Source organism: Nocardioides maradonensis (assembly GCF_054777115.1).
On sequence record NZ_BAAHAZ010000003.1, the window covers coordinates 299,125 to 317,418 of the forward strand.

General features: G+C 71.7%; 19 protein-coding genes. 5 read left to right on the top strand and 14 right to left on the bottom strand.

Annotated features, from left to right (window positions below; translation table 11 throughout):
* Window positions 1–13 precede the first annotated feature (13 nt).
* Window positions 14–670 (top strand): pirin family protein, encoded by a 657-nt coding sequence (locus ACYVAQ_RS05010; protein WP_460787377.1) that lies wholly within the window; start codon window positions 14–16, stop codon window positions 668–670.
* On the opposite strand, the gene ACYVAQ_RS05015 is transcribed toward ACYVAQ_RS05010, so the two are convergent.
* From ACYVAQ_RS05015 to ACYVAQ_RS05045, 7 genes are all read right to left on the bottom strand, one after another.
* Window positions 671–2,551, bottom strand: a complete 1,881-nt coding sequence (locus ACYVAQ_RS05015; RefSeq protein WP_460787378.1) for a penicillin-binding transpeptidase domain-containing protein — start codon at window positions 2,549–2,551, stop codon at window positions 671–673.
* Between the two features lie 31 nt (window positions 2,552–2,582).
* Entirely contained in the window at window positions 2,583–3,389 is an 807-nt protein-coding gene (locus tag ACYVAQ_RS05020) for an SGNH/GDSL hydrolase family protein (protein ID WP_460787379.1), read from the bottom strand.
* A gap of 77 nt (window positions 3,390–3,466) precedes the next feature.
* The gene (locus ACYVAQ_RS05025) at window positions 3,467–4,087 is read right to left on the bottom strand and encodes an aggregation-promoting factor C-terminal-like domain-containing protein (RefSeq protein WP_460787380.1); all 621 of its coding nucleotides are present in this window, start codon (window positions 4,085–4,087) and stop codon (window positions 3,467–3,469) included.
* Between the two features lie 17 nt (window positions 4,088–4,104).
* Window positions 4,105–5,841: a DEAD/DEAH box helicase gene (locus ACYVAQ_RS05030; RefSeq protein ID WP_460787381.1), complete on the bottom strand. Its 1,737-nt coding sequence runs from the start codon at window positions 5,839–5,841 to the stop codon at window positions 4,105–4,107.
* Window positions 5,842–5,921: 80 nt separating this feature from the next.
* Window positions 5,922–6,362 (bottom strand): hypothetical protein, encoded by a 441-nt coding sequence (locus ACYVAQ_RS05035; RefSeq protein ID WP_460787382.1) that lies wholly within the window; start codon window positions 6,360–6,362, stop codon window positions 5,922–5,924.
* Window positions 6,363–6,474: 112 nt separating this feature from the next.
* Window positions 6,475–8,307, bottom strand: coding sequence for a glutamine--fructose-6-phosphate transaminase (isomerizing) (gene glmS / locus ACYVAQ_RS05040; RefSeq protein WP_460787383.1), 1,833 nt, complete (start codon window positions 8,305–8,307; stop codon window positions 6,475–6,477).
* A gap of 61 nt (window positions 8,308–8,368) precedes the next feature.
* Complete coding sequence (locus ACYVAQ_RS05045) at window positions 8,369–8,632, bottom strand: hypothetical protein (RefSeq protein ID WP_460787384.1); 264 nt, start codon at window positions 8,630–8,632, stop codon at window positions 8,369–8,371.
* Window positions 8,633–8,903: 271 nt separating this feature from the next.
* Between ACYVAQ_RS05045 and ACYVAQ_RS05050 the strand changes: the two genes are divergently transcribed.
* Both ACYVAQ_RS05050 and ACYVAQ_RS05055 read left to right on the top strand, forming a co-directional pair.
* Complete coding sequence (locus ACYVAQ_RS05050; RefSeq protein WP_460787385.1) at window positions 8,904–9,035, top strand: hypothetical protein; 132 nt, start codon at window positions 8,904–8,906, stop codon at window positions 9,033–9,035.
* Window positions 9,036–9,216: 181 nt separating this feature from the next.
* The gene (locus ACYVAQ_RS05055; RefSeq protein WP_460787386.1) at window positions 9,217–9,777 is read left to right on the top strand and encodes a YceI family protein; all 561 of its coding nucleotides are present in this window, start codon (window positions 9,217–9,219) and stop codon (window positions 9,775–9,777) included.
* Window positions 9,778–9,790: 13 nt separating this feature from the next.
* Here the strand turns inward: ACYVAQ_RS05055 and ACYVAQ_RS05060 are convergent, their stop codons facing one another.
* Window positions 9,791–11,020 carry an RNA polymerase sigma factor gene (locus ACYVAQ_RS05060; RefSeq protein ID WP_460787387.1) on the bottom strand — a complete coding sequence of 410 codons (1,230 nt, stop codon included), beginning with the start codon at window positions 11,018–11,020 and terminating at the stop codon, window positions 9,791–9,793.
* 2 nt (window positions 11,021–11,022) lie between these two features.
* Window positions 11,023–11,385, bottom strand: a complete 363-nt coding sequence (locus tag ACYVAQ_RS05065; protein ID WP_460787388.1) for a YciI family protein — start codon at window positions 11,383–11,385, stop codon at window positions 11,023–11,025.
* A 99-nt stretch (window positions 11,386–11,484) separates the two neighbouring features.
* Here ACYVAQ_RS05065 and ACYVAQ_RS05070 point away from each other — a divergent pair, with 99 nt between their 5' ends.
* Window positions 11,485–12,789 (top strand): MFS transporter, encoded by a 1,305-nt coding sequence (locus ACYVAQ_RS05070; RefSeq protein ID WP_460787389.1) that lies wholly within the window; start codon window positions 11,485–11,487, stop codon window positions 12,787–12,789.
* A gap of 81 nt (window positions 12,790–12,870) precedes the next feature.
* Here the strand turns inward: ACYVAQ_RS05070 and ACYVAQ_RS05075 are convergent, their stop codons facing one another.
* Both ACYVAQ_RS05075 and ACYVAQ_RS05080 read right to left on the bottom strand, forming a co-directional pair.
* Complete coding sequence (locus ACYVAQ_RS05075; RefSeq protein WP_460787390.1) at window positions 12,871–14,217, bottom strand: threonine/serine exporter family protein; 1,347 nt, start codon at window positions 14,215–14,217, stop codon at window positions 12,871–12,873.
* Entirely contained in the window at window positions 14,210–14,716 is a 507-nt protein-coding gene (locus ACYVAQ_RS05080; RefSeq protein ID WP_460787391.1) for a mycothiol transferase, read from the bottom strand. Before ACYVAQ_RS05080 ends, ACYVAQ_RS05075 begins: the two co-directional genes overlap by 8 nt.
* Window positions 14,717–14,814: 98 nt before the next feature.
* Here ACYVAQ_RS05080 and ACYVAQ_RS05085 point away from each other — a divergent pair, with 98 nt between their 5' ends.
* Window positions 14,815–15,696: a sigma-70 family RNA polymerase sigma factor gene (locus ACYVAQ_RS05085; RefSeq protein ID WP_460787392.1), complete on the top strand. Its 882-nt coding sequence runs from the start codon at window positions 14,815–14,817 to the stop codon at window positions 15,694–15,696.
* On the opposite strand, the gene ACYVAQ_RS05090 is transcribed toward ACYVAQ_RS05085, so the two are convergent.
* The 3 genes from ACYVAQ_RS05090 to ACYVAQ_RS05100 are packed head-to-tail and all read right to left on the bottom strand — an operon-like array spanning window position 15,693 to window position 18,188.
* A complete protein-coding gene (locus ACYVAQ_RS05090) occupies window positions 15,693–16,673 on the bottom strand; it encodes a DUF2332 domain-containing protein (protein WP_460787393.1) in 981 nt (326 codons plus the stop codon). The genes ACYVAQ_RS05085 and ACYVAQ_RS05090 overlap by 4 nt on opposite strands.
* A gap of 32 nt (window positions 16,674–16,705) precedes the next feature.
* On the bottom strand, window positions 16,706–17,227 hold the full coding sequence (locus ACYVAQ_RS05095) for a hypothetical protein (protein ID WP_460787394.1): 522 nt from the start codon (window positions 17,225–17,227) through the stop codon (window positions 16,706–16,708).
* Between the two features lie 28 nt (window positions 17,228–17,255).
* Complete coding sequence (locus tag ACYVAQ_RS05100) at window positions 17,256–18,188, bottom strand: TauD/TfdA dioxygenase family protein (protein ID WP_460787395.1); 933 nt, start codon at window positions 18,186–18,188, stop codon at window positions 17,256–17,258.
* Window positions 18,189–18,294: the final 106 nt, after the last annotated feature.

An 18,294-nucleotide genomic window follows, 5' to 3' on the forward strand; every position in this document is an offset into this window, starting at 1 on the left:
CACAATCATCCACGTGACCGCCGACATCCGCAGGGGAACCGAACGCTTCACCGATCGGGTGGCCGGCAGGCTCACCCGGCACGGCTTCGCGTTCGGCCAGCACTACGACCCCGACCGGATCGACTTCGGCCCGATGGTCTGCCACGACGACCACCTGCTCGGCTCCGGGCAGGGCTTCGACGAGCACCCGCACAGCGGTCTGGAGATCGTGTCGTGGGTGGTCTCCGGCACCCTCGTGCACGCCGACTCCTCCGGTACGGCGACCGAGGTCGGCCCCGGTTCGTGGGGCTGGCTGTCGACCGGAGCCGGTGTCCGGCACAGCGAGCACGCCACGAGCGAAGGGCCGGCGCGCTTCGTCCAGGTCTGGCTGCGGGCAGGGGACGCCGCGGCGGGTGCGGAGCCGGCGTACCGCACGGGCTCGGGGACCCTCACCGTCCCGACCGCGGCCGGCGACGCCGTCCTGACCCCCGTCCACCTCGAGGCGGGCGGCACCGCGACGCTGCCGGCCGCCCCGCGGGCGCACGCCTTCGTGGCGAGCGGTGCGCTGCTGCGGTCCTCGCTCGCCGAGCCGCTGCAGACCGGCGACGCGTTCCTGCTGGCCGGCGAGCCGGCGTACGAGATCACGGCGGCGGTGCCGACCGACCTCCTGGTCTGGGAGCTGCCGGAGTAGTCAGCGCGCGGCGCGCAGGAAGTCGGCCAGGATCGGGCCGGCCGTCTGGGCACCCGTGACGCCGACGTCGACGAACACGGCCACGGCGAGGTCGCCCTGGCCGGCGACCATCCACGCATGGGTCTTGGTGGTGCCGCCGCCCGCGTCGAACTCGGCGGTGCCGGTCTTCGCGATGACGGCCGGACCCGGCAGGCCGAGCAGGCCGCGACCGGTGCCACCGGTGACCACGCCGCGCAGCATCGTGCGCAGCTGCTTCGCCTCGGTCGCCGTGAGCGGCGTGACGTCGGACGGCACCGGCGAGGTCACCCCGTCCACCAGGTGAGGTACGACGGTGTGGCCGGCCACGATCGACGACATCACCGTCGCCATGACCATCGGCGAGGCGAGGACCTTGCCCTGCCCGATCATGTCGGCGGCACCCTCGGTCTCGCCGGCCGCGGCCGGCACCTGCCCGAAGTACGCCGGGAAGCCCGTGTCGTGGTCGATCCCGAAGCCGAGCGTGGCGGCGGACTTCGCGAGCCCGCCCTTCGCGATCGTGTCGCGCTGGCCGATGAACGCCGTGTTGCACGACCACGCGAGCGCCGTGCTCAGCGGGATGGAGCCGAGCGCGGACGGCGGGTAGTCGCTGTCGTTCTCGAACCTCTTGCCGTCGACGCTGACCGAGGACGGGCAGGTGACCGTGCTGCTCGGGGACAGGCCGGAGCGGAGCAGCGCGAGGCTGCCGATCATCTTGAACGTCGACCCGGGCGCGAACCGTCCGTAGGTCGCGTAGTTCTGGCCGTCGGTGCCGGGCCCGTTGGCGGCGGCGAGGATCGCGCCGGTGCTCGGCCGGATCGCCACGAGCGCGCTCGCGGGACCGACCTTCGCCAGCAGCGCCTCGGCCTTCTGCTCCAGCTTCGGGTCGAGGGTCAGCGCCAACGGCTTGCCGCCCTTCCCGCTGATCCGCACGAGCGTGCGGGGGGTGACGGTGGTGCCCGGCGTCTCGGCGCGCACCTCGCGGCCGGGGGTGCCGCGGAGCTGGTCGTCATACCGCGCCTGCAGGCCGGAGAGACCGATCTGGTCGCCCACCTTCAGCGTCGGGTCCTTCTTGATCGCGTCCGCGGTGACCGGCCCGACCCGGCCGAGCAGGGCCGCCGCGAACTCCTTGGTCGGCGCGAGCGGGAGCGTGCCGTCGACCGTGAGCAGCCCGGGCAGCGACGCGTGCTCGACGGCCGCGGGGACCTGGCCCTCGCGGTAGGTGATCGCCTCGACGAAGGCCTGGGCGCCGGCGGCCTTCACCGCCTTCACGTACGCCGCCGGCGCGATGCCGACCAGGCCCGCGAGCGCACGCGCCGAGGCTGCCGCTCGGGTCGCCGAGGTCCGGCTGCGGTCGATGCCGACGTGGACCACCGGACGATCGGTGACGATCGGCGAGCCGTGTGCGCCGGTGATCGCGCCGCGCCGGCCGGGGAGGGTGAGCGCGTTGAGGACGTCGTCCTTGCCGAGCCGCGGCTGCACGTCGCTCCGCGCCCAGACCACGGCGGTGCTCGAGCCCTGCCCGGTCAGCCGGACGGTGGAGTCGTAGGTCCACGGGGTGTGCCCGGCGACGAGCGGCCAGGACCAGTGCAGCTGTGCCGTTCCGCCCCCGACCTGCCCGACGCTCACGGTCGGCACGATGCCGTCCATGCCGTCGACGACCTCGGCGTACTCCCTGGCGACGGAGGCGGTCGAGGTCGAGAACCTGACCCCACCGAACGCCGCCGCGTCCGGGACGGCGGCCGAGCTGAGCAGCGTGGCTAAGGCGTCGGCCTGCTGGTGGGCGGGGTCGGCGCTGCTCCCGCCGCAGGCCGTGAGCCCCACGCCGGAGAGGGAGAGGACCAGAGCCACCGAGAGCCGCCGCATGACGTCGGTTCTACCAGTCGGTGCCGACGAGCTACCCGACGAGGACCGCGCTCACCAGCGGCGCGTAGCCCTGGGAGTGGCCCAGCCGGTTCGGGTGGTAGCTCTCGCTGATCGGGCTGGACAGCCCGTTGAGCCACTCGGTGCTGTCGCAGACGGCGTGGCCGGTGAACCTGCTGACCGGGTTCACGAACGTGAAGCCGTGGCCGGACGCGGCCGCGGCCAGCTTCGCGTCGAGAAGGTCCGCGGTCTGGTTGAGCAGCGACTCGTCCGACGGCGAGAACCAGGTGGCGGCGTTGCAGTCCTCGCCCATGAACAGGTGCGGGTAGCCCACCACGACGACCTTCGCGTACGGCGCCCGGCCCCGGATGGCGCTGTAGAGGGTGTTCAGCCGACCGGGCAGCGTGGTGGTGATGAAGCTCTGCGCGGTCGCGACCTTCCCGTTGCAGTCCGACATCCACGCCGGCTTCGCGCACTCGGTGATCACGCTGGTGAATCCGGCGTCGTTGCCGCCCACCGAGATCGTCACGTACCTCGTGGTGCTGCCCAGCGCCCCGAGCTGGCCGGTGGTGACCGTCGACGTCGTTGCGCCGGAGCACGCCTGGAAGCTCAACGCGTACCCCTTCTGCTGCGCCACGAGGTAGGGGTAGGCGTACGTCGAGCGCTGGCAGCTGGTGCCGTCGCTGATGTAGGTGCGGGTGCCGACCCCGGAGGAGTAGGAGTCACCGAGCGCGACGTACGACGGACCTGCCGCCTGCGCGACGGACGGCTGGGCGACGAGCCCGGCAAGGGCCAGCACCCCCGCGACGACGGACAGGACGAGACGGCGGGAGCTGCGCACGAGAACCTCCGAGGCGTTCGATGTGACCTGGATCACTCAAGCCGACGGGGAGGTCCTTGTCGAGACCCCTCGAGGTGTCAGTACCAGCCGAACTTCGTCTCGTGGGCCCAGGCGCCCTGCGGGGTGCCGTACCGGGCGCCGATATAGGCCAGGCCCCACTTGATCTGGGTCTCGGGGTTGGTGCGCCAGTCCGGGCCGACGACCGCCATCTTGGTCGCGGGCAGCGACTGCGGGATGCCGTAGGCGCCCGAGTGCGGGTTCTCGGCCAGGTGGTTCCAGCCGGACTCGCGGGTCCACAGCGCGTTCAGGTACGGCCACTGGTCGGCGGCGAAGCCGAACTCGATGAGCAGGTGGTAGCCGAGCGCCTGGTTGGATCCCGGCGAGATGTCCGCCGGCACGGTCGGCATCGGGGTGTGCCGGGCGATCCGCTCGGCCAGCCGCGCCAGCTGACGCATGATGACCGCCCGCGGGACCTTCGCGATGGCGCCGCGCTTGCGCTCGTCGACCGGGGATGCGGAGTGCGTCGTCGTACCGCTGCTCGCGCTGGCGCCGACCGAGGCCGACGGTCCGGCCGGCGAGGCGAGCGGGTCGTTGCCCTGCCCGCCCCAGCGGACCGCGGCGATGAGGAGAGCAGCGACGAGCACCACGAGTCCGGCCGTTCCGGCGACGCTCGCGACCCTGTTCTCCTCAGCTGCCACTTAGGTCATGTCCTGGGTCAGTCCCGCGGCTTGCGGCCCTTCGGCGGCCCGAAGTCGCGCTGGAGCTCGATCAGCTTGCCGCTGATCCGGGTCTCCTTGAGCTTGTCCCAGGCCTCCTTCGGGAGGTTCGCCGGCAGCTCGACCACCGAGTAGTCGCCCCGGATGGTGATCCGACCGAAGTCACGGCGGTCGAGACCGCCCTCGTTGGCGAGCGCGCCGACGATCATCCGCGGCTCGACCCGGTGGCGCTTGCCCACCTGGATCTTGTACGACGCCAGCGGAGCCCCGCTGCGCGCGCCCCGGTCGCCGCGGTCACGCGAGCCACGGTCACCGCGGTCGCGGCCGCCCCGGTCGTCGCGGTCGAGCTCGCGACGCGGACGGCGCTCCGGCTCGGGCTCCGGCTCCATCAGCAGCGGGGTCTCGCCCTGCATCGCGATCGCGAGCGCTGCGGCCACGTCGACCTCGGGGACGTCGTGCTCCTTGATGTAGTGGCTGACGACATCACGGAAGAAGTCGATCTGCGGGTTGCCGAGCGCCTCGGTGATCTGGTCGTCGAAGCGCGCGAGCCGGGTCTCGTTGACCGCCTCGACGCTCGGCAGCTTCATCTCCTCGAGGGTCGAGCGGGTGGCCCGCTCGATGTGCTTGAGCAGGTAGCGCTCGCGCGGGGTGATGAACGAGATCGCGTCGCCGCTGCGACCGGCGCGACCGGTGCGGCCGATCCGGTGCACGTAGGCCTCGGTGTCGGTCGGGATGTCGTAGTTGACGACGTGGGTGATCCGGGGGACATCGATACCGCGGGCGGCGACGTCCGTCGCGACGAGGATGTCGAGCTTGCCGGCCTTGAGCTGGTTGACGGTGCGCTCGCGCACGGCCTGCGGGATGTCGCCGTTGATGGGGGCGGCGCCGTACCCACGGGCGCGGAGCTTCTCGGCGAGCAGCTCGGTCTCGCTCTTGGTGCGGACGAAGACCATCATCGCCTCGAAGTTCTCGACCTCGAGGATGCGGGTGAGCGCGTCGACCTTCTGCGGGTAGCTGACGATCAGGTAGCGCTGCCGGATGTTCTCGGCGGTCCGCGTCTTGCGCTCGATCGTCACCTCGACCGGGTCGTTGAGGTAGGTCTGCGAGAGCTTGCGGATCTGCGCCGGCATGGTCGCCGAGAACAGCGCGACCTGCTTGTCCTTCGGGGTGTCGGCGAGGATCGTCTCGACGTCCTCGGCGAAGCCCATGTTGAGCATCTCGTCGGCCTCGTCGAGCACCAGGAAGCGCAGCTGGGTCAGGTCGAGCGTGCCCTTCTCCAGGTGGTCCATGATCCGACCCGGGGTGCCGACGACGATGTGCACGCCGCGACGCAGGGCGGACAGCTGGACGCCGTAGGCCTGACCGCCGTAGACGGGCAGCATCTTCACGCCGCGGGAGTGGGCGGCGTACTTCTCGAACGCCTCGCACACCTGCAGGGCGAGCTCGCGGGTGGGCGCGAGCACGAGCGCCTGAGGGGTCTTCTGGGACAGGTCGAGGCGGTCCAGGATCGGCAGCGCGAAGGCCGCCGTCTTGCCGGTGCCGGTCTGCGCCAGACCGAGGACGTCGCGGCCCTGCAGCAGGAGCGGGATGGTCTCGGCCTGGATCGCCGAAGGGCTCTCGTAGCCGACGGCCGCGAGCGCCTTGAGGACGTCCTCACCGAGCCCGAGGTCGGCGAAGGTGGTGGCCTCGGGGGTCTCGGAGGTCGCGTCGCTGTCAGGCACGTCGGGGGAAGTCACCGGTCAACGGTAGTGCCGTGAGACACTCCCGGCGCATTCCACGGCGCGGTGCGCTGGCTCACCCGGATCACCGGCCGGGTTCAGAGGGTGGTGCCGACGCCGCACTCGGAGCGGATCTGGCGGCGTACGGCCTGCACCTGCCTGCTCACCGGACCCACGTTCGTCCGGTACGAAGCCGCGAGGATCCGCTTGTTCAGCGCGCGGGTCTGCGCGGCGTCCAGGCCGTACGGCGGGTGCGCCGGATCGCGCAACGCGCGCTTGGTCGACGCGGCGTACGCGAGCACGGCCGCCGAGATGTCGTGCCAGTCGGCGGCGATCTCGCCGGTGGCGACGTTGCCCGCGTCCTGCACGAGGTTCGCGAGGCGCTGGGGCGCGGGGCGGTGCCGGCCGGCGAGCTTGCGAACGGCGGCGCAGTAGTCCTGCTTCCCGGCCGTGGCGGTGGTGCCGGTGTCCTTGCTGCCGCACCCGCTCAGCCCGAGAGCCAGCAGCGCGGCCAGTACGACGGCCGTGAACGCGCGCATCGAACCCCCTTGGTGACCGGTCCCCCACGGACCGCTGGGCCGACCGTAATGCCCGTCACACCCGGTTGGCCACCGAATCGACCGATGTCGGCGACATGGCGTCGCGGAATCCCTACTCGACCGTGACGGACTTGGCCAGGTTGCGCGGCTTGTCCACGTCCAGGCCGAGCGCGAGCGACGCGCGGTAGGCCAGCACCTGCAGCGGGATGGTGAGCAGGATCGGGTCCAGCTCCCGCTCGCTGCGCGGTACGTCGATCCGGGTGCACGCCACCTCGCCGAGGTCGACGCCGGCGTGGGTGACCACGACCAGCGGGCCGCCGCGGGCGGCGATCTCGTGCAGGGCCGCGACGTTGCGCTCGACCAGCTCGTCGTCGGGCACGAGCGCGACGGTCGGCACCTCGGGCGAGATCAGCGCGAGCGGGCCGTGCTTGAGCTCGGAGGTCTGGTAGGCCTCGGCGTGCCGGTAGCTGATCTCCTTGAACTTCTGCGCGCCCTCGCGGGCGACCGGGAAGCCGCGGACGCGGCCCACGAAGAACAGGCTCTCGGCCCGGGCGAGCCGCTCGGCCACGACCGCCAGCTCGTCCTCGGTGTCGAGGACCTGCTGGATCTGCTCGGGCAGCGCGGTGAGACCCGCGATGAGCCGCTTGCCGTCGGCGATCGAGAGGTCGCGCACCCGGCCGAGCTGGAGCGCCAGCATCGCGAAGCCGAGGAAGGAGTTGGTGAGCGCCTTGGTGGACGCCACCGCGACCTCGGGGCCGGCGTGCAGGTAGATGCCGCCGTCGACCTCGCGGGCGATCGCGGAGCCGACCACGTTCACCAGGCCGATCACGAAGCCGCCCTTGCGGCGTACCTCCTGGACCGCGAGGAGGGTGTCGATCGTCTCGCCGGACTGGCTGACCGCGACGTAGAGCGTGTCCGGCTCGACGATCGGGTTGCGGTAGCGGAACTCCGAGGCAGCCTCCGCGTCGGCAGGGATGCGGGCGAGCTCCTCGATCAGCGCGGCGCCCATCTGCCCGACGTAGTACGCCGATCCGCAGCCCAGGATCTTCACCCGGCGGAACGCCCGCAGGTCGCGGGTCTCGAGGTTCAGGCCGCCGAGGTGGCCGGTGCCGAAGCGCTCGTCGAGGCGGCCGCGCAGCACCCGCTCGGCGACGGCGGGCTGCTCGAGCATCTCCTTGTGCATGAAGGAGTCGTGGTCGCCCGCGTCGTACTCCTCCAGCGCGACGTCGACCTCGGTCACCCGCTGGGTGCCGGCCTCGACCGCGCCGCCGGCACCGATCCGGAAGGTGGTGAAGCCGGTCGCGGTCAGCGTCGCCATCTCGCCGTCGGCCAGGTGCGCGACCGTCGTGGTGTAGCGGACCAGCGCGGCGAGGTCGGAGGCGACGTGCATCTCCTTGTCACCGACACCGATGATCAGCGGGCTGCCGTTGCGGGCGACGACGATCCGGTCGGGGAAGTCGGCGTGCACGAACGCGACCCCGTAGGTGCCCTCGACGCGGCCCAGCGCCTCGACGACCTTCTCCTCCAGCGTCGCGGCCTCGGAACGGCCGACCAGGTGGGCGAGGACCTCGGTGTCGGTGTCGGACGCCAGGTCCACCCCGTCGTCGGCGAGCTCGGCGCGCAGGGCGGCGGCGTTGTCGATGATCCCGTTGTGCACGACGGCGACCAGGCCCTTGACGTCGGTGTGCGGGTGCGCGTTGACGTCGTTGGCCGGGCCGTGAGTGGCCCAGCGGGTGTGGCCGATGCCGGCTCGGCCGGTGAAGCGCTTCGGCAGGCCGTCCTCGAGGTCACGCACCCGCCCGGCCCGCTTGGCGACCCGGATGCCGGTGCTCCCGACGACCGCGACCCCTGCGGAGTCGTAGCCGCGGTGCTCGAGGCGCGCGAGGCCCTCGAGCAGCAGCGGGGCCGCCTGCTGGTTGCCGATGTATCCGACGATGCCGCACATGGTGAACCTTTCGTTGGTCGAGTAGCCGGACGCGAGGAACGAGCGGCCGGCGTATCGAGACCTAGCCGTAGATCATGCGGCGCAGCTGCCGCTCGGAGAGGTCCGGCGCTGCGACGACCCGCTCCGCGAGCTCGGCGCGCAGCCGGGTGTAGATGTCCGCGTTGCGGACGCCGTAGGTCTTGAGCTCGGCATGACGTCGGCGTACGACGTCCTCGACCGGCTCGCGGTGGAAGGCGATCACGTCCTCGATGACGCGCAGCGCCTCCGCCTCCGACAACCCGGTGCTGGCCACCACGTGGCTGAGCAGGCCTCGGTCGACGGACATGGGGAGATCCTGTGGCCCAGGAGCACCATTTGTCCATTTCCTGCCCGGAATCGGGCAGAACTCCGCGAACACTGGGATGTATCACGGGCACGTGGGGCGCGCTCCTCCTTCTACGACGACAGCGCGCCGCCGGGCGTGGGGCGTGGAGACCGCCTCGCACGCTCAGCCGGACCCCTGGAGTGGAGCGGACGTTCCGCGATTCGCGCGTTTTCCACCGTCCCGGTGGGGGCCGTGGTACCTTGGTGAACAGAAAGTGAACAGGAGGTGACTCATGTACGACACCAACAGCGAGCATCTGGAGATGCGCTGGCTCCCGGTGACTGACGCCGACGGCCGCACGCACATGGAGGCGTGCTGGATCATGGTGGGCCAGGCGACCTCGCCGGCCAGCCACGCCGCCTGACGCCAACTTCGAGACCCACGACCGCGGAACGCCCTGGGGCGCGCTCCGCGGTCGTCGGCATTTTTGTTCGCGAGAAATTCTCACGCCGACGGAATAGGTGTTCAGGGTCGGTCGTTATGGTTGATGATTCAACGATCTGCCGCGAGGCGGAGACGACACCACCACGATCAAGGAGAACGCCATGACCGAGCAGACCACCACCGCCGTCGAGAGCATCACCGGCGACTACACCCTCGACACCTCGCACTCGCGCCTCGGCTTCGTCGCCCGCCACGCGGTCGTCACGAAGGTCCGCGGCCAGTTCGGCGAGTGGACCGGCACCGCGCACGTCGACGCCGAGAACCCCGCCAACTCCTCGGTCACGGTGACCATCAAGCCGGCGAGCGTCTCCACCGGCAGCGCGGACCGCGACGGCCACCTCGCGTCGGCCGACTTCTTCGACACCGAGAAGTTCCCGGAGTGGACCTTCGTCTCGACCGCCGTCGCGCGCGACGGTGCCGAGTGGACGATCACCGGCGACTTCACCGTCCGCGACGTGACCAAGCCGCTGACCATCGTCGTCGAGGAGACCGGCTCGGCCAAGGACCCGTTCGGCAACATCCGGGTCGGCTTCGAGGGCTCCGCCGAGATCAACCGCAAGGACTTCGGCCTGACCTGGAACGCCGCGCTCGAGACCGGCGGCGTCCTCGTCTCGGAGAAGATCAAGCTCGAGTTCGACCTCAGCGCGATCAAGACCGCCTGATCGACCTCTCCTCTCAGCCGCCGACGAGCTCGCCTCGTCGGCGGCTGAGGTATCTCTGCTCGGCGGCGTTGTCGGTGGCGGCGATCGCCGCGTCGTACTCCGCCGCCGCCTCCTTGCTGCGGCCCAGCCGGCGCAGGAGGTCGGCGCGGGTGGCGTGCCAAGGGTGGTACCCCTGCAGCGGTACGGCGATCGCCGGGTCGTCGACCAGCGCGAGCCCGACCGCAGGGCCGTCGAGCTCGGCGACGGCGACCGCGCGGTTGAGCGCCACGATCGGCGACGGGTCGATGACGGCCAGCTGGTTGTAGAGCGCGGCCACCTGCGACCAGTCGGTCGCGTCGGCGCTCGGTGCGTCGGTGTGGACCGCGTTGATGGCCGCGAGGATCTGGAACCGACCGGGCCGGTTCGCCCGAAGGCAGGCCCGCACGAGGTCGTGCCCCTCGGCGATGAGCGGACGGTCCCAACCACCCCGGTCCTGCTCGTCGAGCGGCACCAGCGACCCAGCGCGGACCCGGGCCGCGGCGCGCGCCTCGGTCAGCAGCATGAGGGCCAGCAGACCCGTGGCCTCCGGCTCGTCGGGCAGCAGCGCGTGCACGAGCCGGGTCAGCCGGATCGCCTCGGCGGTGAGGTCGCGCCGGATCGGCTCGCCGTCGTTCGAGGCCAGGTAGCCCTCGTTGAAGATCAGCCACAGCACGGTCAGGACCGTGTCGACACGGCCGCGCAGGTCCTCGGCCATCGGGACGACGTACGGGATGTTCGCGGCCCTGATCTTGGCCTTGGCCCGCGAGATCCGCTGGCCCATCGTCGTCTCCTGGACCAGGAAGGCGCGCGCGATCTCCGGGACCGTCAGGCCGCCGAGCAGCCGCAGGGTCAGCGCGATCCGGGCCTCCGGCGCGAGAGCAGGGTGGCAGCAGGTGAAGATCAGCCGCAGCCGGTCGTCCTCGACCGGACCGGTCGGCTCGTGAGCCGTGTCGTCCTCGATCATCAGGGCCGCCTGGTGCTTGGCATCGCGCAGCTTCTCGCGGCGGATGCGGTCGATCCCCCGGCGGGCGGCCGTGGTGGTCAGCCACCCGCCGGGATTGGGAGGTACGCCGTCGGCGGGCCAGCGCTCGAGCGCGACCACCAGCGCCTCGGCGGCCATCTCCTCGGCGAGGTCGATGTCGCCGAAGCGGCGTACCAGCGCGGCGATCAGCCGGCCGTACTCCTCTCGGAAGACGCGCTCGACCGCCGCGGTTGCGTCGACCATCGTCAGGCGAGGCCCTCGAACGGACGGACCTCGACCTTGCCGCGGCAGGCCTTGGACCCGGCGGCGGCGAGCTTGAGTGCCACGTCCAGGTCGGGGGCGTCGATCACCCAGAAGCCGCCGATGTACTCCTTGGACTCCAGGTAGGGGCCGTCGGTGATGACCGGGGTGTCGCCGGTGCCGTCGACGACGGTCGCCGTGGTGGCCTGCTCCAGGCCACCCGCGAACACCCAGTAGCCGTCGGCCTTGAGCTGCTCGTTGAAGGCGCCGGTGTCGGCGAACGCCTGCTCCATCGCCTCCCGCGATCCGTAGTCGCCGAACTCGCTGCGCTCGGCCGGGCCGTGCACGGACATCAGGTAGTGCGTCATGGTGTCTCCTCAGGTTGGTCGCGGCCCCGATGGCCGCCTGTCTCGACCTGTCCACGAACCGGTGTCGGCCGTTTCGACAGCCCTCACTAGAATTCTTCAGTGAATCTACGCGGGATGCTGGCTGACACCCGTCCGCTGCAGAACCCGCACTTCCGGCGCCTGTGGTCCGCCAACATCATCACCGTCATCGGTGCCCAGCTCACGGTCGTCGCCGTGCCGGCCCAGATCTACGCGGAGACCGGCTCCTCGGCGTACGTCGGGCTCACGGGTGTCTTCGGCCTCGTGCCCCTGGTCGTCTTCGGGCTGTGGGGTGGCGCGCTCGCCGACCACTTCGACCGGCGCACGATCATGCGGATCACGACGACCGGGCTGATCGCCATCAGTGCGCTGTTCTGGGCGCAGGCCGCGGCCGGCGTGGGCAACGTCTGGCTCCTGCTCGGGCTGTTCGCGGTGCAGCAGGCGTTCTTCGCGGTCAACCAGCCGACCCGCTCGGCGCTGCTGCCCCGGCTGCTGGATCCCGAGCTGCTCCCCGCCGCGAACTCGCTCAACATGACGGTGATGCAGGCCGGCGGCATCGCGGGCCCGCTGGTCGGCGGGGCGCTCATCCCCGTCACGGGCTTCTCCTGGCTCTACCTGATCGACGCGTGCTGCCTGCTGGCCACCTGGTGGGCGGTGTGGAAGCTGCCGCCGCTGCCGATCGAGGGCGTCGTGGGCCGTACGCCGGGGCTGCGGTCGGTCGTCGACGGCATCGCCTACCTCAAGGACCACCCGGTGCTGCGGATGTCCTTCGTCGTCGACATCATCGCGATGCTCTTCGGCATGCCGCGGGCACTGTTCCCGCAGATCGCGCACGAGAGCTTCGGCGGGCCGACCGACGGCGGGCTCGCGTTCGCGCTGCTGTTCGCGGGCATCCCGGCGGGAGCCGTGCTGGGCGGGGTGTTCTCCGGGTGGGTGTCGCGGGTCTCGGCCCAGGGGCGCGCGGTGGTCTGGTCGATCGTCGTCTGGGGCCTGTCGATGGTCGGCTTCGGCGTGGCCGTCGGGCTCGCCGTGCACGGCTCGTCCTCGCTGTGGCTGGTGGTCGCCGTGGCGATGCTGATGATCGGCGGCGCCGCCGACATGGCCTCGGCCGCCTTCCGCACCTCGATGCTGCAGTCCTCGGCGACCGACGAGGTCCGGGGCCGGCTGCAGGGCATCTTCATCGTCGTGGTGGCCGGCGGGCCACGGATGGCCGACGTCGCGCACGGTGCCGCCGCCGCTCTGGTCGGAACGTCGATCACGGCCGCCGGGGGCGGGGTGCTCGTCGTCGTGGGATGCGTGGTGGCGGTGCTGCTGGTGCCGGTGTTCTGGCGCTACCGGATCGAGGCTGCGGTGCCGGCGGGCGAGCTGCCGACTGGCGAGCTGTAACACGCTGTTCGTCGCTGTAGGGCGACCGAGTTGCGGTGTAGTACGACGAGATCACGCCGTACAACAGCGTCGAACAACGTGTTACAGCTGCTGCGAACCGCGGCGCCGCCGCAGCCGCGTGACCCCCACGAGCCGCGGACCGGCGAGCCGCTGCGGGACCCGGCGGGCCTCGCGGGCGACGGGCTGGGCGACGTACTCACCCAGGATCACGCCGGCGGCCAGCGCGATCGCGATGGAGCCGGCGGCGACCATCGCGAGCAGGCCCTCGGCGGGCGCCGGGTGGTCGGAGGCGCCGAGCAGCGAGAGCCCCTGGTAGATCGAGAGACCCGGCAGCATCGGCACGATCGCGGGGACGACCACGACCAGCGGCGGCACCCGGAGCCGGCCGGCGACGGCGAAGCTCACGAGGCCGACCCCGAACGCCGCCACACCGACCGACCACGCACCGGCGAAGTCGTGCAGCGCGATCGTCAGGTCGGCGGCGAGGGCGGCCGCACCGAGGATCCCGATCGGGACCAGCGACCGGCTGGGCGCGTACGACGAGAACGCGAACGCCGCCGAGCCGATCGCACCACCGAGCGCGGCCACCCCGATCCCGGTCAGGTCGGTGCGCGCCGGCACCAGCGTGGGCAGCTGCAGGTGCACCGCCGCGGCCAGGCTGAGGCCGCCGGTCACCCCGCCGATGACACCGGCTGTGGCGAGCACCGCCTCCAGCAGGCGCGCGCCGCCCGTGACGTAGAAGCCGGAGAGCGCGTCCTGGATGGCTCCCATGAAGCCGATGCCCGAGAGCAGCATGATGATGTTCGCGCTGACCACGGCGGACGCGTCCATGTGCACCCAGGGGTCCGCCGCTCGGGTCGCGACCGCCGCGATCAGGGTGGCCAGCGCGCCGCCCGCGATCTGGCGGTAGAAGAACGGCAGCCGCGCGCGGCTCATCACCAGCTGCAGCCGGTCGATGGCGACCGCCGCGACGAAGGCGACCGCGACGACGGCCGCCGTACCGCCGAGCTGGAGGCCGACGCCGGCGCACATCACGCCCCACCCGAGCGTCACGGCCCAGCGGTGCCGCGCGTGTCCGGACGACACGATCCGGGCGACGCGGGCGCGCGCCTCGGTGACGTCGACCGTCCCGGCGGCGACCTCGCGGACGAGGTGGTCGACGCGGGTGAGGTCCTCGTAGTCGATGTCACGCTGGGTGACGCCGCGCATCTGCAGCACCGGCGTCTCGTCCGGCCCGGTCTGCGCACCCATCGCGAGCTGGGTGAAGGTCACGTCGACCGACGGGTTGCGGATGCCGTACGCCTGCGCGACGACCCGCATCGTGGCGGTGACGTCGGCCGCGCCCGCACCCGAGGAGAGCAGGACCTCGCCGACGCGCAGGCAGAGGTCGAGGGTCCGGGCGAGGTCGCGGGGGTCCTGCTCAGCCACCCAGGATTCCGCGGAGGTACGCCGCCTGGCCGACGTGCTGGGTGCAGTCGTTGACCACGCTGACCAGCCGGACGCCCAGCGTCACCGGCGGGTCCCACCGGGTGTCGACGACCCGGTCGAGGTCCGCCTCGGTGACGGTCGCGAGGTAGGCGAGCGACGCACGGTGGACCTCCCGGTAGTAGTCGAGCAGGTCCGTCGCGGAGATGCCCGCGACCTGGCCGACCTCGTCGGCGGTCTGCCCGTAGCCGTGCGCCTCGACGGGGAACGGCAGGCCGAAGCGCTCGGCGTACCCCTCGCTGGTCCAGACCTGCTCCGTCCCGGCGACGTGCGCGACGTGGTCGTCCTGCACGCGGGTGAGGTGCCAGACCAACCACGCGATCGAGTTGGCCGTGGGCGTCGGACGGGCGGTCAGGGCCAACTCGTCGAGGCCGTCGAGGACGGCTTCGACGTCCTCGAGGACCCGGCCGAGGGCGTCGGTGAGCAGGTCGCTGGGGGTCATGGATCCGAGGCTACGGCCGCCGGTGTCACATCGCGAGCGTGTCGCGCGTCGAGGTGGTGAAACAGCTGCTCGGGTACGACGGAAGGGATGATGTGCCGGTGGACACGGACCTGTTCGAGGCGGAGCGCGGGCGGCTCCGGGCGGTCGCGATGCGGATGCTCGGGTCGCCCGACGAGACCGACGACGTGATGCAGGAGGCATGGCTGCGCTGGTCCTCGGCCGCCCAGGACGAGATCGAGAACCCGGCCGCCTGGCTGACCACGGTGACCTCGCGGCTGTGCCTGGACCGCCTCCGCGCCCGGGGACGTCGGCCCGAGGCGCCGCTCGACGTCGTCGCGGAGGTGCCGTCCGGGGACGCCGGCCCGGTCGACGAGGCCGAGCTGGCCGAGTCCGTCGACGCGGCGCTGCTCGTGGTGCTCGAGCTGCTGTCGCCGGCCGAGCGGCTCTGCTTCGTCCTGCACGACCTGTTCGGCGTCCCCTTCGACGACGTCGCGGCGATCACCGGCCGCACCTCGGCGGCGGTCCGCCAGCTCGCGTCACGCGGCCGACGCCGGGTGCAGCAGCCCGAGGCCGCCGAGCTCGCCGAGGCGAAGGCCCGCCAGCAGCGGGTCGTCGACGCCTTCTTCGCGGCCTCGAAGGCCGGCGACTTCCAGGCCCTGCTCGACCTGCTCGACCCGAACGCGGTCGTCCGCGCCGACGGCAACGCGGTCGCGATGGGCGCCGAGGCGCTGCTGGTCGGCGCCGACGCGGTCGCGGGCCGGTTCTGCGGGCAGGCCGTCGCCGTCGTACCCATCCTGCTGGACGGGTACGCCGCCGGCACCTGGCAGCTGCAGGGTGTCCCGAAGGTGGTGTTCTCCTTCGTCATCGACGAGGCCACGGGGAAGATCCTGGAGATCGAGTCGCTCTCGGACCCGGAGGTGCTGGCGGTCGCGGATCTCACCAAGATGGGTGGGGCGGCGCGGTTCCGGGCCGCCGACTAGATCAGAGCCAGTGCAGCGTGCGGCCGTGGCCGTGGGTGTGCGCGACCGCGCGGCCGTCGATGCCCAGCACGAAGGTGTGGGTGGCACCGGGGATCTCGGGGCCCGTCGCGGTGATGGAGGGAAGCACCTGCTTGCCCTCGTTGCTGATCCAGTGGCAGCGGCCGACCGCGACGAGGCCGCGCATCAGCCCGGTCGAACTCGCGACGCCGCTCCGGCTCGAGGTACGCGATCACGGCGGAGTGGAACACCACGACGGTTCCGTACGCCGAGGCCTCGTCGACCAGCCGCGGCAGCTGCTCGACGAGGTCACCGGTCACGAGCCGCGGCGGGTCCGCCCGCGCGATGTCGATCGCGGCACGGAGCCGGGCACGACGGTCGTCCTGCTCGGGCCACACCAGCGTCGTGAGCCAGGCCATCTGGTCCGCGTCGGTCACGTCGAGCGGGTGGAGGTCCACGCCGCCACGCCAGGCGATCTCGGGGAGCGCCGTGGGGAGAGGCGCCGCCCCGGTGACCTCACACTCGAGCTCCGGTCCTGCGCCGATCCTGGTCACGCCGCCCTTGGTCCGCCACGCATAGGACCAACGGTCGGGGTAGAGGCAGAGGCCGGCCGAGGCACCCACCTCGAGCAGGGCGAGCGGTCCGTCGATCGTGGCGAACGCCGGGACGAGAGCCGCCAGCCGGCCGACCTCGTTGGTCTGGGTGGCTCGCGTCTCGATCGTCTCCCGGATCGGGCCGGCGTCGTCGAGCAGCGCGGCGCGCAGGCCGGCGTACGGGCCCGGCGCCGGGACGCCGTGGTACCGAGCCGCCGCGAACACCAGGTTGGGCTGCCGCTTGATCGGCGGAAGCGTGGCGAGCCACTCCTGGATCTCGCGATCCTCGGCCACGCCGTGCGCCCACTCCACGAAGGTCGGGGAGTCCCCTTCGCAGTAGCTCGCGAAGTCGGCGTACTCCCGGGCGATGTCACCGAACAGCAGCATGCGCCCATCCTGCCCGCGGGGCGATCACGTGGTCAGTGAGCGGCCAAGCCCGCGACGATGCCGATGTGCTGGGAGCCGCGGCGCCAGCCGGCGTCGTAGCGGACGTCGATCCCGTCGATCCTCACCCGGCCGGGTCGGTGCGGGGTGATCGCCACGACGAGCTCGCGAGAGGGAAATCCACCGGGCAGCAGCTCGGCTCCGGAGGCCGGGCCGAGGTCGCACATGCGGTGCGTCATCCGCTCCCCCTGCAGCCCGACGCCGCCCCCGGTCTGACCGTGGCGGAGGACGCAGACCAGGACCTCGATGGTCGCGTCGGCGGTGTTCGTCACGACGCGCGGTGCGGCTGAGGTCAGCGTGACCCGCATGGACACGACCTCGGCGCCCGCCAGGCCGACGTACGTCGTGCGTCCGACCCGGGCGCGGTTCAGGAATTCGGAGAAGCCGCTCTCGTCCCGGAAGGCGTGAGGGTGCCGCCATGCCCACCCCAGCCACGCCACGCCGCCGACCAGCAGCAGCACGACGACTGCTCCCACGAGGCGGAGGCGAGGGGGCATGGGGTGAGCATGGCACCCGCCGACTGGTTCAGGAGATCAATTCGTCGAGGCGGTTGTAGACGTCGCTGGAGCCCTGGAGGACCCGGCTGGTCCGGCCGTCGATGGAGACGGGGACATCGCCCTGGACGGTGATCCGGCGTACCTCGCGGACCTGGGTGTCGAAGTCGGCGACGGCGTAGTGCTGGGTCGCGCGGTTGTCCCAGATCGCGACGTCGCCCGGTGCCCAGGTCCAGCGGACCGTGTTCTCGAGCTTGGTGACGCGGTCCTGGAGCAGGTTGTAGAGGATCGTGGACTCCTTGGCGTTGAAGCCGGAGAACTGCTTGACGAAGTGGCCGAGGACGAGCGTGCGCTCGCCGGTCTCCGGGTGGACGCGGACGACCGGGTGCTCGGTCTGGTAGATCGTCGAGGCGAACTGGTCGCGGTAGAAGTCGGTGTCCTCGGGCTTGGTGGCACCGTCCTCGCCGAACTGGTGGGCGTAGTCGTAGTCGTTGCTGTGGATGGCCCACAGCCCGTCGACGAGCGCCTTGAGCTGCGGCGGCAGGAAGTCGTACGCCGTGGCGGTGTTGGCCCAGTTGGTGGTGCCGCCGTACTCGGGGATGGTGACGCCGCGCAGGATCGAGAAGGCCGGCACCTTGTCGACGAAGGTCACGTCGGTGTGCCAGGAGTTGGCGGCCATGCCGCGGGTGGCCTTGAGCGAGAGCACGCGCGCGCTGCCGGTGTTGACCGTCGGGTGCGCGGTGGTGAGCGGGCCGAGCCGCTCGCCGAACGCGATCTGGCCGTCGTCGTCGAGGTGGTCCTGGCCCCGGAAGAAGACCACCTTGTGCTTCAGGATCTCCGCCCGGATCTCGGCGACGGTCTCGTCCGACAGGTCGCCGGAGAGCCGGACGCCGTCGATGCGGGCACCGATGCGCGAGCCGAGCTTGGTGGTGGTGAGGACGGGGGATTCGATCTGGATGGTCATGCCGTCAAAGGTCCGCCGAGCGGCCGGTCCCGACAACGGTTCCGATCCGGCTGAGGCGAAACGGCACGCCGGTTGTGGGACGGAGTCGGGGTTCCCGTCGAGCATG

Coding starts and splice junctions, on each gene's coding strand:
- ACYVAQ_RS05015 (WP_460787378.1), bottom strand. CDS start 2,551: ATGCGGCGGCTCTCGGTGGCTCTGGTCCTCTCCCTCTCCGGCGTGGGG.
- ACYVAQ_RS05035 (WP_460787382.1), bottom strand. CDS start 6,362: ATGCGCGCGTTCACGGCCGTCGTACTGGCCGCGCTGCTGGCTCTCGGG.
- glmS (WP_460787383.1), bottom strand. CDS start 8,307: ATGTGCGGCATCGTCGGATACATCGGCAACCAGCAGGCGGCCCCGCTG.
- ACYVAQ_RS05045 (WP_460787384.1), bottom strand. CDS start 8,632: ATGTCCGTCGACCGAGGCCTGCTCAGCCACGTGGTGGCCAGCACCGGG.
- ACYVAQ_RS05050 (WP_460787385.1), top strand. CDS start 8,904: ATGTACGACACCAACAGCGAGCATCTGGAGATGCGCTGGCTCCCGGTG.
- ACYVAQ_RS05055 (WP_460787386.1), top strand. CDS start 9,217: ATGACCGAGCAGACCACCACCGCCGTCGAGAGCATCACCGGCGACTAC.
- ACYVAQ_RS05060 (WP_460787387.1), bottom strand. CDS start 11,020: ATGGTCGACGCAACCGCGGCGGTCGAGCGCGTCTTCCGAGAGGAGTAC.
- ACYVAQ_RS05065 (WP_460787388.1), bottom strand. CDS start 11,385: ATGACGCACTACCTGATGTCCGTGCACGGCCCGGCCGAGCGCAGCGAG.
- ACYVAQ_RS05080 (WP_460787391.1), bottom strand. CDS start 14,716: ATGACCCCCAGCGACCTGCTCACCGACGCCCTCGGCCGGGTCCTCGAG.
- ACYVAQ_RS05090 (WP_460787393.1), bottom strand. CDS start 16,673: ATGCTGCTGTTCGGTGACATCGCCCGGGAGTACGCCGACTTCGCGAGC.
- ACYVAQ_RS05095 (WP_460787394.1), bottom strand. CDS start 17,227: ATGCCCCCTCGCCTCCGCCTCGTGGGAGCAGTCGTCGTGCTGCTGCTG.
- ACYVAQ_RS05100 (WP_460787395.1), bottom strand. CDS start 18,188: ATGACCATCCAGATCGAATCCCCCGTCCTCACCACCACCAAGCTCGGC.